Below are 14,936 nucleotides of genomic sequence, written 5' to 3'. Positions count from 1 at the left end.
CTCGACCACCGCGGGCGGGGTCACGTCAGGGTTCGGCGGCGGCGTCGCAGGTGGGGTGGACGCGGCTGGGGAGCTGCCCCCAGAGGCCGGCTGCGTCGCCGGGGCTGCGCTGGGACGAGCGTGGCGGGGTGCCGGGGCATCCGGCGGCGGATCACCGGGAACGGCGGGCGCGGCGGGTGGGGTCGCGGTCAACGGCGGCGGCGGGAAGGTGGGTGCCTGGCCGATGGCGGCGAGCGTCGTGTCGAAGTGGGTCATGAGGTCCGCGGCACGCGCGTGCGCTTCGGCCTGCCGCCGCTGCTGCTCCTGATCGGCGGCGAGCTGCCGGGCCGCGACGACCGGATCGGTGATCCGGTTCAGGCGCTCGTCGGCGGCACGGGCGTCGAACTCGACCGGCGGCACCGCCGCCATCTGCCGCTGGGTCTCCTCGAGCAGGGCGGCTCGTTCGCTCTGCTGCTGGGCCAGCGTTCCGGCCAGCTCCGCGATCTCGGTGACCCAGTGGCCGATGCGCGCGAACTGGACAGCCGCGCTCTCCCAAGCGGGTCCTTGCCAGTGCGCGTTCCCGGAGGTGAGGCTCGCGCCCAGCTCGTCGGCGAGCTCCGGCAGGAGGTCAGCGGCACCCGACCACTCGAATGCCTGGCGGTTGGCGGCGGAGACGTCGGCGTTCGTGGTGATCATCGTCAGCATGGTGGGGTGGTCGACGCCGTGCCACCACGTGCTCGGCGGGCTGTCGTCGCCGAAGCCGAGTGACCAGCTCTGCCCGATCGAGCCGGCCCCCTTTCCGGCGCATTCGGCGGCGGTGCGGTGCTCGGCGTCCGGGGCGTCGCCGATCCGGGCGACGGTGTCCTTCACCTGCGCGTTGCGGGCCAGCGTGGCCGCCCGCGCGATCGGAGAACCGTTCGGGGTCAAGCCGGTCATGCGAGGTACCCGTTCTGCTTGTTCAGCACCTGTGCGTAGGACTCGTCGGAGCCGGTGTAGCGGCGTCGCGCGAGCTCGAGGGCTTGGATGACCTTCTCCAGCATTTCGGTTCGCGCGCGGTCGATCGTGGGAAGCAGGCCCTGCTCGCCCACCGCGCTCAGCTGCACGCGGCGGGAGATCCACTGCGCCGCCGGCGAGTCGCTCAGTTGCACGCGGCCGCTGAGGGCCGTCGACATCCCGATCTTCTGGAAGGCGGCCTGCAGGCGCTTCAACTGCTCGATCAACGGCTGCGCGAAATCGTCGCTGACGGTGAACCCGCCGTCTCTGGCGTCGGCGTAGAACGTGTCCAGAGTGCTCACGGGCTGTGGGGCGGCGTCGGCCATGAAGTGTCGAACTCCTGGGAGTAGTCGTGGATCGAAGTGCTGGAGCCGTCAGTAGACGTCGCTGACGGCGTCCCGGATCGCGGCCGCGAGTGCGGCGGTGCCACCCGGGCGCAGCCGGACGGTGATCCGGGCGTCGTCCGTGGCCGAGCGCAGCAGGTAGCGGCCGGCCGAGGTGTCGAACCAGGCGATCGGTGCGGTGGTGGCGGGACGCGCGCGCCGACGGCCGTGCCCGGTCACGACCACCCGTCCGGAACCCAGCCGCTCACGGGACAGCGCCGCGGTCGCGACGTCGCGATCGGTACGGGTCCGGCCGTGGAACGGGCTGCTCGGCGCCCGGACCATCGACATGATCGGTTCCTGTTCGTAGCTGCGGGTTTCCTGCTCGTCCGCGGCCGCTCGCACGGCCAGCCGCGCCGCGAACGCCGAGCGTGGCGCCGGAAGCGCCACGTCTTCCTCGACAACCAGCTCACGGCCGGACGCGGCCGGCATGTCCGGCGCGGCGGCGGCCAGCTCGTCGATCCAGTCGTCGTCGGACAGCAACCGGAAGCCGATCTCGTCGTCACCGTCGACTTGGCTGACGACGAGGGCCTGCCTGCCGTCGCTGAGCCCGAGCGCGCGAAACTGCGCCCCATCCTCGTCGATTCCGCTCAGCGCGGCTTCGACCCGGCAGTCACCGAACAGGGAAAACGCGGTGCGCACGTGCGGGTTGATTGCGTCCTTGCCGGCCAAGCGCCGGTTGCGCAGCAGTTCGGTGGCGTGGTCCCGCTGGTCCGGGTCCGGGTCGACCGGGGGCAGGACCAGGGGGTAGCGGTTGACCGGAACCCGCAGCGAGTACCCGAGAAGCGCCGTTTGCGGCCCGTCGAGAACGAAACTGAACTGGATCGCCACGGACGCTCCCCACGCCTCGGCCGACACGAACGAAAACCGAGCGTAATGGCTCGGCGGGGAAATGGGAAGCCGGTTGTTGACTACAGAAAGTTATTCACATATCTCGGCAGATGGAGGAGGATGTAAATGCGTCGACCCTTTGCTTTGGTTCGTTTCGCCGTGTGCTGGGAGGGGCGAGAATGGTTCAGCCGCGAGGTTCACGACACCACCTGATCGTCGTAGCGGATGTCGAGGCGTTCGGGGATCCGCGACGGACGGATCCGGATCTCCAAGCCGTGCGCGACGGGCTCGACCAAATCGTGCGAACGGCGTTCGCCGCCGCCGGCCTAGCGTGGGCGGACTGCTACCACGAGACGAGCGGGGACGCGGTGCTCGCGCTCGTACCGGCGGACACGGGCAAGGCAGCGTTCGTGGAGACGGTGCTGCCCGCGCTGGTGGTGAACCTGCGGATCCACAACGACAAGCACCCGCCCGCGCAACGCATCCGGCTACGGGTCGCCCTGCACGCCGGAGAAGTCGGCTACGACGTGCACGGTGTGACTTCGGGGTCGTTGACCCGAGCATTTCGCTTGTGCAGCGCGCCGGCGTTGAAGGCAGCGTTGGCTTCTTCGCCCGGGGTACTGGGGGTGATCGCTTCGGATTGGCTGTTCACCGAAGTCATTCGCCATGTTCCCGCGGCCGCGCCGGGGACGTGGCGCTCGATCGCCGTCAGGGTGAAGGAAGTCGACACGACCGGCTGGGTCACGTTACCCGATCATCCCTACCTGCCCGATCCGGCCGCGGTGGACGGCGGCACGTCGGCCGGGCGACTTCGCGGAAACCCGCCCGCCAGGGTGCCGCGACAGTTGCCTGCCTCGGTGCGGGACTTCACGGGGCGGGCCGAACACCTGGCCGCGCTCGACGCACTGGTTCCCGACGATTCCGCGTCCGGTGGCGAACCGCTCGGGCGGGAGACCCCGTCGGTGGTGATCACCGCGGTCGACGGCGCCGGTGGAATCGGCAAAACGACCCTGGCCCTGCATTGGGCGCATCGTGCCCAGGACCGGTTCCCCGACGGCACCCTGCACGTCAACCTCCGCGGTTACGGGCCAGGGGAACCCACCGGCCCGTCGGACGCCCTGAACGGGTTCCTTCGCGCGCTCGGCGTCGCTCCCCGTGCGATTCCCGCCGACGCCGACGCACAGGCCGCACTACTGCGTTCACTGCTGGCGGGCAAACGAGTGCTGCTCATACTGGACAACGCCCACAGCGCGGAACAGGTCCGTCCGCTGCTGCCGGGGACCTCCGGGTGCATGGTGGTGGTCACCAGCCGCGAGAGCCTCACCGGTCTCGTCGTCACCGACGCCGCGCACCGGCTCACTCTCGACCTCCTGAGCCCGTCCGAAGCGCACGAACTGGTTGCCGGAATCATCGGCGCCGAGCGTGCCGTCGCCGAATCGGATGCCACCCGCGAGCTGATCAGGTTGTGCGGGCGGCTACCGCTGGCGTTGCGCATCGCTGCCAGCCGTGTCGCGGCCCACCCGCACCACGCGGTCGTCGATGTCGTCGCCGAGCTGGCCGACGACCGGACCCGGCTGGACATACTCAGCGAAGCCGCGGACGAACGATCCGCCGTTCGCGCGGTGTTCGATTGGTCTTACCGGCGCTTGACCACCGAGCAGGCCCGCCTGTTCCGGCGACTCGGCCTCCACCCCGGTCCGGACCTGTCCGCGGGCGCGGCGGCCGCGCTCGCCGAACTGCCCGTCGTCGACGTCCGTCCCTTGCTGTCCGCGCTGACGGCAGCTCACCTGATCGAACCCGCTCGCGGTGGCCGATACCGCTTCCACGATCTGCTGCGTGCCTACGCCGCAGATCGAGCTCACCGCCAGGACGCCGGCCGAGTCCGTGATCGAGCTGTCGAGTCCCTGCTCACCTGGTACACCCACACCGCTCGTGCCGCCGACCGCCACGTCCATCCGCACTACGTGCAGATACCCGCGGTCGTCGGAGAACCGGCGCAGCCGCATCCCCTGGCGGGTTTCGACGAGGCATGGGGGTGGCTCACCGCCGAACGTGCCAACCTCCACGCCGCACTCGAGCACGTTGCGGACCGCAGGCTCGACCACTTCACGATCCCGCTCGTCCATGTCATGCGGTTCCTGCTTTCCGCGGGTGGCCCGCAAGACTGGCTGGACGCCCTCCCACTCGGCGTCGCTGCGGCTCACCGGTCCGGCACACCCAGGCAGGAGGCCTTCTTGTCGCTTTCCAAAGTGGGGATCGCCTACTCGCTGAACCGCGATGGCCAGGCGGGCGACGAGCTCGGCCGCGTCGCCGCTCTGGTCGAGCAGATCGGCGACAGCTACCTGGAGTTGTGCCTGCTCAACTACCGTGGCTTGCTGGCCATTCAGCAGAAGCGATTCGAAGAGGCGGTGCAGTACCTCGTGGCGGCGCTGCCGCTGACACGGGGAATCGACACAGGACGCTTCGAAGCCGTGGTCGAGGGCAATCTCAGCAGTGCTTTCACTGGCTTGGCCCAGTACCGACGCGCGCTCGAGCATGGGGAGCGTGGGCTCGATCTGCGTCGGCGGGTGCGGGACGTCGTGGGGGAATCGACGGCGTTGACACGTCTGGCGCGCGCTCGGCGCGGCTTGGAGGACTTCGAAACCGCGGCATCGCTGTGCCGGGAAGCGATCGCCATCGGCCGTCGCAGTCCCCGCGAGCGCGACGCGACCATTGCCGATCCGCTGGATGTACTCGCGAGCTGCCTGCACCGGCTCGGCGACGTCAGGCAAGCGGTCGACTGCTGGCGGGAGGCGGCGGCCATCTACGACGAGACCGGTTACCTCCACAAGGCTGCTGAGGTTCGCGGTCGGCTGCGTCAGACTTCGAAGCTTGGCGAGCACAGCGACCAAGCACCTGCCAATGCTGTCTGGCAGATGTTTTGACCATCGCCGTCGCGGGGAGACCCGGCAGGCGTTCACTGTGTCCGGGATCCTGGTGGTGGTGCGGCCGCTCGCCGACGACCCGGCCCGTACTGGCCAGAGCGTCAACGCCGCTTCCGCCGGGATTCCCGACAACCCGTTGCGATGCTCCGGGCGCCGGGAATCCCCCAGTCGGATCAGCGGCGGCCCGGGGTGTTGTAGTTCGGGGCGTTCGTGGTGATCGTGATGTCGTGCGGGTGGCTCTCCCGCAGGCCCGCCGCGGTGATCCGCACCAGCTGGGCCTGCTGCAAAACGCTGATCGTGCGGGCGCCGACGAATCCCATACCGGCGCGGAGGCCGCCGTTGAGCTGGTACACGACGTCGGCCACCGGGCCGCGGAACGAGGTGCGGCCCTCGATGCCCTGCGGCACAAGGTTTTCCTCCGCGAGCACGTCGCCTTGGAAGTAGCGGTCCTTCGAGAACGACTTCTTGCCGTTGCGGGACTGCATGGCGCCGAGCGAGCCCATGCCGCGGTAGGTCTTGTACTGCTCGCCGTCGATGTACACGAGTTCTCCGGGTGCTTCCCCGGTACCGGCGAGGAGGCTGCCGAGCATCACCGTGTCCGCGCCGGACGCGATCGCCTTGGCGATGTCACCGGAGTACTGGATCCCGCCGTCCCCGATCACCGGCACCCCGGCGGCGGCGCACGCGAGCGAGGCCTCGTAGATCGCGCTGATCTGCGGCACGCCGACCCCGGCGACCACGCGGGTCGTGCAGATCGAGCCGGGGCCCACGCCGACCTTGACGCCATCGGCGCCCGCGTCGATCAGCGCCTGCGCCCCGGCGCGCGTCGCGACGTTGCCGCCGACCACGTCGACCCGGTCGGTGAAGAGGCGCTTCGCCGCAGCGACCGCGGCCAGGACGTCGTCCTGGTGGCCGTGGGCCGTGTCGATCATGAGGACGTCGACGCCGGCGTCCACCAGCAGCTTCGCCCGGTTGAGGCCGTCCTCGCCGACGCCGACCGCGGCGGCCACCAGTAGCCGCCCCGCCGTGTCACGGGCGGCGTCGGGGAACTGCTCGTTCTTCGCGAAGTCCTTGACGGTGATCAGTCCGACGAGCCGCCCACCGTCCTCGACGATCGGCAGCTTCTCGACCTTGTTCTGCCGAAGCAGCCGCAAGGCTTCCTCCGACGTCACCCCGACCGGGGCGGTGATGAGCGGCGCCTTGGTCATGACCTCGGCGACCGGGCGTCGCAGATCCACCTCGAACCGCATGTCGCGGTTGGAGACGATCCCGACCAGCTTGCCCTCGTCGTCCACCACCGGCACGCCGGAGATGCGGTACCGCGCGCACAGCGCGTCGACATCGGCCAGCGTCTGGTCCGGGCGGCACGTGACCGGATCCGTGACCATTCCCGCTTCGGAACGCTTCACGGTTTCCACCTGGCGCGCCTGAGCCTCCGCCGGGAGATTGCGGTGCAGCACACCGATTCCGCCCTGCCGCGCCATGGCGATCGCCATCTTGGCTTCGGTGACCGTGTCCATCGCGGCCGAGACGAGCGGCAGCTTGAGGGAGACGTTCTTGGTCAGGCGCGCGGTGGTGTCGACCTGGCTGGGAATCACGTCGGATTCCGCGGGCAGCAGCAGCACGTCGTCGAAGGTGAGGCCGAGGGAGGTGAACTTCGCCGGAAGGGGTTCTTCGCTGACCATGTGCTCGCGTGCGCCTTTCGCTGTTGACGTGGACCCGGCTCAGTGTAGGGGAGGGCCGGTGACCTGGATCGACGTGCCGGAGCGAGCCCGGTTCACCTGTTCGGCCGTACCCGCGCGGTGGTCGACCTCGGTGAGATCACGGTCACGTTGCCGGACCGGCGCTTTCCTTGGTTCACTTCGACCCGGCGACGGGAGGGTCGCCGGGGGTTTCGCGCCGCCTCTGGCGCGGGTAATCGGTGTGGGGGGAATTTCGTGCTGCGCGCAAGCGTGCGTCGAACGGTTTCGTTCGTCCACCATCCTGACGATTTCCCGGACGCGTGGCTGCATGGCAAAGAACAGAAGCTCCTCGACCTTTACGTGCCCGCGGCGGAAAAGTCCGGTTTGTGTTTCGAATTCGTTCCGGCCCGGGAACTCGTGCCGAGCGTCGGGCGCCGGCCGCACCTGTACCGCGGAGAGCGTGACCTGCTCGAGGATCGCGGCTGCTTCCTCCTCGAGCAGACCAGCGCCGACCCCCAGGCGGCCCAGTTCCTCGGGGCGATCTACGAAGTCGTCGCCGCCAGCGACAGCGTCCTGGTCAACCGCACGACGAAGGATCTCGAGTTCCTGGAGCGGGACAAGCTGGCGATCGCCGACCGGGCCGGCGCGCTGGGCGTGCCGCACCTGCCGACGCTGATCGTGCCGCCCGGCAAGCACGCGCAGCGCGTGCTGGCGCACCTGCCGCTGCTCGGCGGCGGCCCTTGGCTGCTCAAACCGCGCGAGATGTCGATGGGCCGCGCCGTGCTCAAGTTCTCGACCGAGGAGGAACTGCGCTCGGGGCTGGACCTGGTCGCCCAGAGCGGCAGCAGCTACCTGCTCCAGCCGTACCTGGCCAACGAAGGCGACCTCCGCGTCTACTTGATCGACGGCGTCGTGTCCGGCGCGCAGCTGCGCCGGCCCGCCGTGGGCGGCCTGCTGGCGAACACGAGCAGGGGCGGTCACGTCACCACGTTCGACGTCCCCGCTGAGCTCGGCGAGTGGTGCCGCCGGATCACCGACAGCCTCGGTGCCCGCTACCTCTGCGTCGACTGGCTGGTCACCGGGACGGGGTTCGTGCTCAACGAGTGGTGCACCACCTTGGGCGGCTTCAGCTTCCTTCCCTCGCCGCAGCGGGAAGAGCGCGCTGACGCGTTGTTCGCCTTCATCGCACGGGAGATCGAGCGAGCCGAACACCCGGTGCGCCAAGCCGTCACGGCTTGAGCCGGGCACGTTTTCCAGCGCTGGGCCCGGCACTCGCCGCGCCCGCGCACCATCGAACGGGGGAGTCGAGGATGAAGGGTGAGCTGGCGGAACTCGCGGCCACCACGCCGGGAGCGGAAACGCCGGTGGGCGCGGCGGAAGCCGCGCTGCTGACGGAAAGCCACCCGTGGTACGCCGACGGCCTGCGCTGGCTCGACGACTTCATCATGCGGCCCGACCGGCGGCTTGGCCGCCGTGGCGCGGTGTGCCCGTTCGTGGCGCCTGCCCTGGCACAGGACATCGTCTGCTTCACGACCCTGAGGTCCGCGGGACGGTCCGCGAGCGATGCCCACGAAAGCTGCTCGGTACTCGCCGACTTGTTCCTGGACCGGTTCGGCGGCAAACCCGAGTTCCGGTCGGCGGCGCTGCTGGCGTTCTTCCCCGACGTCGCCCCCGAGGACGCCCCGGCTTTCATCGACGGCGGACACCGGCTCCTGCGGATGCCGTTCGTCCGGCGGGGCCTGATGATCGGCGAGTTCCACCCGCGCAGCACCGTCGCGAGCGTGCACAACCCCGCTTTCGTGGTCGGCGCCGCACCCGTCCCGATCTTCGCGGTGCGCGCGCTTTCCGGGCACGACCTCATGTTCCTCGACCGCGACGACTACCCGCCCGCGGTGCGCTACGAATTCGTCCGGCAGTTCGACCGGTACCTGGGCGCTCAGCTCGGGTCGGCGGCGCGCGCCCGGCTGGACCGCCGTCTCGAATGCCTGCGCGACGCCGCACTGGAGGACGGAAACCGATGACGCTCCTGGACTTCCCGACGCTGTCCGCCGCGGTCTCCGCCTCGTTCGAGCGGTTCGCGGACCGGGTCGCGGTCGAGCGCGGCGATGGCACCCCGATCACCTACGCGGAGCTGCGCGAGCGGGTGGGCGGCGCGGCGTCGTCGGTGTTGAGCGTCCTGCCCGAAGCACCTGACGCGCAGCCCCTCGTCGCATTGGTGCTGGACCGGTCGGTGGACTACGTGATCGCCTTGCTCGGCGTGCTGCGATCCGGTTCGGCCTACCTGCCGCTCGATCCCGGCCAGCCCGCGGACTACCTCGGCCGGGTGCTCGGTGACGCGCGGCCCGCGGCCGTCGTCACCGACGCCGCCCACCGCGCGCTGGTCGCGAGCGTGTTCGACGGACCCGTGGTGTGCTTGGCCGACGGCGCGGCCGCGGGAGGGGTGCCGTTCCCGGCCGAGGGGCACGACGCGGCCTACGCCGTCTACACGTCCGGTTCGACCGGCACGCCGAACGCCGTGCTCGTCGGCCATTCCGCGATCCTGGCGTCCAGCGAGGCCCGGCTAGGGGTCTACGGGCCGGCGGAGCGCATCCCCCTGATGCATTCGGTCGCCTTCGACGTGACGGCAGGCACGGTCTGCTGGGCCCTGCTCGGCGGCGGCACCCTCGTCCTGCCCGACCGCGTGCTGAGCGACGTCGGCGCCACCGCGGCGATGCTGACCGCCCGGCGCATCACGCACCTGCTGTACCCGTCTTCGCTCTACGGCGTTCTTCTGGAGTACCTCGCCGAGGACCCGCCCGCCCAGCTGCGCAGCGTCAGCGTCGGCGGCGAGCGCTGGAGCGAAGCGCTCGTCGAACGGCACGCCGCGGTCCTGCCCGGCGCCGCGCTGCACAACGAATACGGCCCTTCGGAAGCCACGGTCTGGTGCAGCCAGGCGAAGGTGTACGACCCGGCCACCCGCACCACCGCGCCGCTCACCATCGGCAAGCCGATCGCCGGGACGACGTTCGTGCTCGACGCGCCGGACGGCTCCCCGGACCCCGGCGAGACGCCGGCCGAGCTCCTGGTCACCGGGGCCAACCTGGCGCTCGGGTACCTGGGCAGGCCGGAGCTGACCGCCCGGCGGTTCGTCACGCTCGCCTCCGGCGAACGGGCCTACCGGACCGGCGACCTGGTGCTGCGCACCGCCGACGGCGACCACGTCTTCGCCGGCCGGGTGGATCGCCAGGTCAAGGTCAACGGCAACCGCGTGGAACCCGGGCAGGTCGAGGACGCGCTGCTCGGGATTCGCGGGATCACGAGCGCGCACGTCACGACGCACCGGCAAGGCGAGAGCCCGGCACTGGTCGCCTATGTGGCCTCCCGCGGCGTTCCCGCGCCCACGGAAGCGGCGCTGCGCACCGACCTGGCGCGGCGGCTCCCGGCCTTCCTGGTGCCCTCGACCGTCGTCGTGCTGGCCGAACTGCCCTTCACCCCCAACGGGAAGGTCGACGAGGCGCGCCTTCCCGTGCCGGCCCGGCGCGGTGCGGTCGCCGTCGGAGCTCTGCCGCCGCTGGAGGCCGCGGTGCGCGACGCCGTCTCGGCGGTACTGGGCCGCACGGATCTCGACCCGGACGAGCTCCTCACCGCGCTCGGGGCGAACTCGCTGTCGTTCGTCCGGATATCCCTTGCGCTGAAGCAGGACCACGGCGTCGACGTGCCGATCAGCGACTTGTTCGCGCACCCGACGATCGCCGGGATCGCCGGGCTCGTGCGAGCCGGCTTCGCGACGGACCGGCCGCTCCCGCGTCCGGCCGAGCACGCCGACGTCACCCCGCTCAGCCCCCAGCAACAGCAGATCTGGTTCCTCCGGGAGCTGTCGCCTGACGCGCGCGCCTACAACGCGCAGTTCTCGCTCCACTTCGAGGGCGATGTCGACGTCGCCGTGCTCGAGCGCGCGCTCGCCGGGATCGTGGCGGACCACGAGATCCTGCGTACCGTCTTCGCCGAGGTCGACGGCGAGCCGGTGCAGCGCGTGGTGGCGCCGTGGCAGCCCCGGGTGGAGGTCGTCGACCTGCTCGCGGAGCACGATCCAGGCACGCGGGCCGCGGCCGGGATGCGCGCGGCCATGCGCATCCCGTTCGACGTCGGCGCGCTGCCGCTCGTGCGCTGGCACCTCTACCGGCTCTCGACGACCCGGTCGATCCTGCTCCAGGTCGAACACCACTTCGTCCACGACGGCTGGAGCGGTGCCCTGTTCCTCGGCGAGATCCGGGACCGCTACGCGGCGGCGCTCGCGGGCGATCGCCACGACGCGGCACCCGCGTTGCAGTACCGCGACTTCTGCCACTGGTACCGGCAGTGGCAAGGCACCCGTGACTACCAGGCGCAGCTGGAGTACTGGCGTGACCAGCTGAACGGCTGCCGGGAAGGCGTCACCTTCCCGGCCGACCACGAGCGCGGCGCGGCCCAGGCCTTCGACGGCGAGTGCCTGCGTGCCGACGTCTCCGCACAGCTCGTCGACCGGATCGACGAGCTGTGCTCGGCCACCGGCACGAGCCGCTTCGCGGTGTTCTTGACCGCCTTCGCCCTGCTCGCGGCCCGGCACTCCGGCGAGACCGACATGGTCGTCGGATCGGCCTTCGCCAACCGCCGCCTGCCCGGCACCGAATCGGTGCTCGGGATGTTCGTCAACGCGCTGCCGCTGCGCCTCCGCGTCGCCGAGGACGTGGCAGTCCGGGACCTGGTCGCTTCGGTGATGAGCGTCCTGCTCGGTGCCCAAGACCACCAGGAGCTGCCCCTCGTCGACGTCGTGAAACACGTCGACCTGGCGCGGGACCCGCGGCGCAACCCGTTGTTCCAGCTCATGTTCGCGTTCCACGACAGCCCCATGCCCCGCTTCGACCTGCCGTCGCTGCGGGGTGAGTTCCGCATCGAGCACAACGGTTCGGCGAAGAACGACGTCAACGTCGTGTGCGTCCCGCGCGCGGCCGCCGCGGGATCGGAGCGTCGCCACGACGGTGTGTCGGTGCTGTGGGAATACGACAAGACCGTGTTCCGGCCGGAGACGGCCCACCGGCTCCTCGGCGGCTTCCTGCACACCCTGACCGCGCTGGTGGACGCCTGGGACGGGCCGGTCGCCGACGTGGACGTGCTCCCGCCCGCCGAACTGGCCGCGGTGCTGGCGCTGGGCACCGGCTCCGTCGTGGACCCCGCCCGCGGGACCCTGCCCGAAGGCGTCCTCGACCGGATCGCCCTCGACCCCGCCGCGGCGGCCGTCGTCCAAGGCGACCGCCGCGTCAGCTACGCGGAACTCGGCGAGCTGGCCGACCGGATCGGGCACGCCGTGGCGCGGCTGGTCCCGGATCTGCGCGGCTCCGTCATCGCGATCACGTCGGAGAAGTCGCCGGAACAGATCGCGGCCCTGCTGGCGGTCACGCGGGCCGGCGGTGCCTACGTGTGCCTCGACCACACCGCCCCCGCGGCGCGGCTGCAGGTGATCACCGGGGACGCGAAGCCCGCGCTGGTCCTCACGACCGCCGGGAGCACGGTGTTCGACGACCTCGGTGTCCCGGTGGTGCGGCTCGACGACCTGCCCGCCGCACCGCCCGGCTGGGTGCCGGCCGCGGCCGCCACCCCGTCGTCACCCGCGTACCTCACTTACACCTCCGGGTCGACCGGCGAGCCGAAGGCCGTCATCACCACCCAGGCCAACGCGGTCACGGCGCTCGCCGCCCGGACCGAGTACTTCGGCGCCACCGCGCCGACGACGCTGGTGACGTTGCCCGCGGTGTTCGACGTCGCCGGCTCGATGACCTTCTGGACGCTGTGGCTCGGCGGTACCGTCGTTCTCCCGCGAGGCGAGGAAGCTCGTGATCCCGAAGCCGTCCGGGCGCTGACCGAGCGGCACGAGGTCACGCACGTCAACTTCGTCGCCTCCTTCTACGCCCAGCTCCTCCGCGGCACCCGGCCCGGTGGCTGGCACCCGGGACTCCGGGTGGTCGCCATCGGCGGAGAGCCCTGCACCGGGGAACTGGTCCGCCTGCACGCGCGGGTCCTGCCCCACGCGTCGCTGCACAACGAATACGGCCCCACTGAAGCCACTGTGTGGTGCTCGGCGAAGACCGTCTACCGTCCCGGAGAGCCGCCGAGCACCGACATCAGCGTCGGCACGCCGCTGGCCAACTACACCATGGTCGTGCTCGACGCGCGTGACCGTCCCGCGCCGATCGGAGCGCGCGGGCACCTCCACGTCGGCGGCCCGGGTGTCGCCGCCGGTTACCTCGGCCGCGACGAGCTGACCCGGCAGCGGTTCGCCGTCCCGGACCGCGGGCCGCTCGCCGGCCGGCGCCTGTACCGGACCGGCGACGAGGCGCGCCTGCGTGCCGACGGCGAGTTCGACCTCGTCGGCCGGCTGGACGACCAGGTGAAGGTCCGCGGCTACCGGATCGAACTCGAAGAGGTGCGTGCGACCTGCGTCGCGCACACCGCGGTGGGCGACGCGTACGTCAGCGTCGACCGCTCCGGCCCGACCGACCGCCTCGTCGCGCACGTCGTGCCCGAGCGCGGTCACGAAGTCACGCCGGCCGCGCTGCGGCGGTGGCTCGCGCGGCGGCTGCCGGGGTACATGGTCCCGAGCGCCATCGCGGTGCTGAGCGCGTTGCCGCTGACGGGCACGGGCAAGGTCGACCGCGCCGTACTCCCGCCCGCGCGGGAAGAAGCGGCCGCCGACGAGCCGGCGGCCCGTCCCACCGGTCCGGTGGAAAGCCTGCTGGCGGACGTGTGGTGCGCGGTGCTCGGCCGCCGGGCCGTCGGCGCCGAAGACGACTTCTTCGACCTCGGTGGCGACTCGCTGCTCGCTATCCGGATGGTGGCCCGCGCCCAGGCGGCCGGTGCCCGGGTGACTGTCGCCGATCTCATGCGGGAACGCACCGTGCGCGCGCTCGCGGCCCTGGGGCCCGCCGACGTGCAGCCCGCTGGGCGGCGGCCGGGCGGAACCACCCTGCCGCTGACCGGGATCCAGGCCTGGTTCTTCGCGCAGGACTTCGCCGAACCGGACCACTTCAACCAGGCGAGGATCGTCCGGGTGGCGCCGGAGGTCACCGACGTGGCCCTCACCACGGCCCTCACCCGGCTGACGCATCGGCACGACGCCTTCCGCACCGCCTTCACCAGCGACAGAGCAGGGTGGAGTGCCGTGCTCACCGAAGCGGCCGCTCCTGTCGAGCTGGTCTGGAGCGACGTCGACGTCTTCGACGACACCGCGGTCGCCGGCCACGCCGGCCGCGTGCACCGGAGCCTGTCCATCGCCGGCGGGCGGCTGTGGGCGTTCTCCGGGATCCGGGCCGCGGGCGGTGACCGCTTCCTGCTCCTGGTGCTGCACCACCTGATCGTCGACGCGGTCTCCTGGGACATCCTGCTGGGCGATCTCGGCCGTGCGGTCCACGGCGAGTTGCCCGGGCCGGCCCACGGGCTGCCCGCCGCGCCACCGCCCGAGCCGGACGCCGCCGAGCTCGCGCACTGGCGCGACCTCCTGGCCCGCGCCGCGGCGCAGCCGGAAGTCCCGCCACGTTCGGCCACCTTCGCCGACGCGACAGTCGTGACGCGCGTGCTTTCCGGGTCCGCGACCCGGTTTCTCGTGGACGACGCCGAGTCCTACGGTCTCGGTGATCCGGCCGCCTTGCTGCTCGCGGCGCTCGGCCGGTCGCTCGGGCAGCCGTCGGACCTGTACGTCTTCCTCGAAGGACACGGGCGCAACGACGTCGCGCACGCCCACGAGATCGTCGGCTGGCTCACGGCGTTGTACCCGGTGCGCTTGTCCGCCCCGGGGTCCGGCGGGCTCGTCGAAACGGCCCGTGCCTACCGGCGGCAGCTCGACGGCGTCCCCGGCGGCGGAGCCGGGTTCACGCGAGTTCACCACCAGTACGGCCGGACCGGGCACCCCGCCGGCGCGCTCCCTGCGATCACCGTGAACTACCTCGGCGAGCACCGCCCTGGTGCGGAGACCGGCCCGCTCACCCCGGTGGCACTGCCGACCGGGACGCCGATCGCCGGTGCCAACGTGCTGCCGACGCCGGTCGACGTGTCCGCGGCCGTCCGGGACGGCCGGCTGTCGATCCGGCTGGCCGCCGCGGATTCCGCGCTGCCGCCGGCCCGCGCCGCCGGCG

At 71.5% G+C, this 14,936-nt stretch carries 7 protein-coding genes and 1 pseudogene; 4 read left to right on the top strand and 4 right to left on the bottom strand.

What is annotated here, in order from left to right; genetic code table 11:
- The 3 genes and pseudogenes from G3I65_RS35720 to G3I65_RS35710 form a co-directional block, all read right to left on the bottom strand.
- Window positions 1-915: pseudogene (locus G3I65_RS35720) on the bottom strand (hypothetical protein); the annotation flags it as partial.
- The gene (locus G3I65_RS35715) at window positions 912-1,298 is read right to left on the bottom strand and encodes a hypothetical protein (RefSeq protein WP_160700001.1); all 387 of its coding nucleotides are present in this window, start codon (window positions 1,296-1,298) and stop codon (window positions 912-914) included. The gene G3I65_RS35715 and the pseudogene G3I65_RS35720, both read right to left, overlap by 4 nt.
- Window positions 1,299-1,346: 48 nt before the next feature.
- Window positions 1,347-2,186 carry an ESX secretion-associated protein EspG gene (locus G3I65_RS35710; RefSeq protein ID WP_160700000.1) on the bottom strand — a complete coding sequence of 280 codons (840 nt, stop codon included), beginning with the start codon at window positions 2,184-2,186 and terminating at the stop codon, window positions 1,347-1,349.
- Between the two features lie 275 nt (window positions 2,187-2,461).
- Here G3I65_RS35710 and G3I65_RS35705 point away from each other — a divergent pair, with 275 nt between their 5' ends.
- Window positions 2,462-5,110, top strand: coding sequence for a tetratricopeptide repeat protein (locus G3I65_RS35705; RefSeq protein ID WP_309235892.1), 2,649 nt, complete (start codon window positions 2,462-2,464; stop codon window positions 5,108-5,110).
- A gap of 173 nt (window positions 5,111-5,283) precedes the next feature.
- Here the strand turns inward: G3I65_RS35705 and guaB are convergent, their stop codons facing one another.
- Window positions 5,284-6,795 (bottom strand): IMP dehydrogenase, encoded by a 1,512-nt coding sequence (gene guaB / locus G3I65_RS35700; RefSeq protein WP_160699998.1) that lies wholly within the window; start codon window positions 6,793-6,795, stop codon window positions 5,284-5,286.
- 414 nt (window positions 6,796-7,209) lie between these two features.
- On the opposite strand from guaB, the gene G3I65_RS58415 reads away from it, so the two are divergent.
- The 3 genes from G3I65_RS58415 to G3I65_RS35685 form a co-directional block, all read left to right on the top strand.
- Entirely contained in the window at window positions 7,210-8,031 is an 822-nt protein-coding gene (locus tag G3I65_RS58415; RefSeq protein ID WP_160699997.1) for a RimK family alpha-L-glutamate ligase, read from the top strand.
- A gap of 71 nt (window positions 8,032-8,102) precedes the next feature.
- Complete coding sequence (locus G3I65_RS35690) at window positions 8,103-8,813, top strand: DUF6875 domain-containing protein (protein ID WP_160699996.1); 711 nt, start codon at window positions 8,103-8,105, stop codon at window positions 8,811-8,813.
- The coding region (locus G3I65_RS35685; RefSeq protein ID WP_160699995.1) for a non-ribosomal peptide synthetase at window positions 8,810-14,936 on the top strand (6,127 nt) is incomplete at its 3' end. The genes G3I65_RS35690 and G3I65_RS35685, both read left to right, overlap by 4 nt.

It is taken from the genome of Amycolatopsis sp. SID8362 (assembly GCF_010550475.1).
GTDB lineage: Bacteria > Actinomycetota > Actinomycetes > Mycobacteriales > Pseudonocardiaceae > Amycolatopsis > Amycolatopsis eburnea.
The sequence above is the reverse complement of the archived record's forward strand: the minus strand, read 5'-3'. Positions and strand labels throughout refer to the sequence as shown.

What these genes read in the sequence shown, in the direction of transcription:
- guaB (WP_160699998.1), bottom strand. Translation starts at nt 6,795, where the DNA reads ATGGTCAGCGAAGAACCCCTTCCGGCGAAGTTCACCTCCCTCGGCCTC.
- G3I65_RS35715 (WP_160700001.1), bottom strand. Translation starts at nt 1,298, where the DNA reads ATGGCCGACGCCGCCCCACAGCCCGTGAGCACTCTGGACACGTTCTAC.
- G3I65_RS35690 (WP_160699996.1), top strand. Translation starts at nt 8,103, where the DNA reads ATGAAGGGTGAGCTGGCGGAACTCGCGGCCACCACGCCGGGAGCGGAA.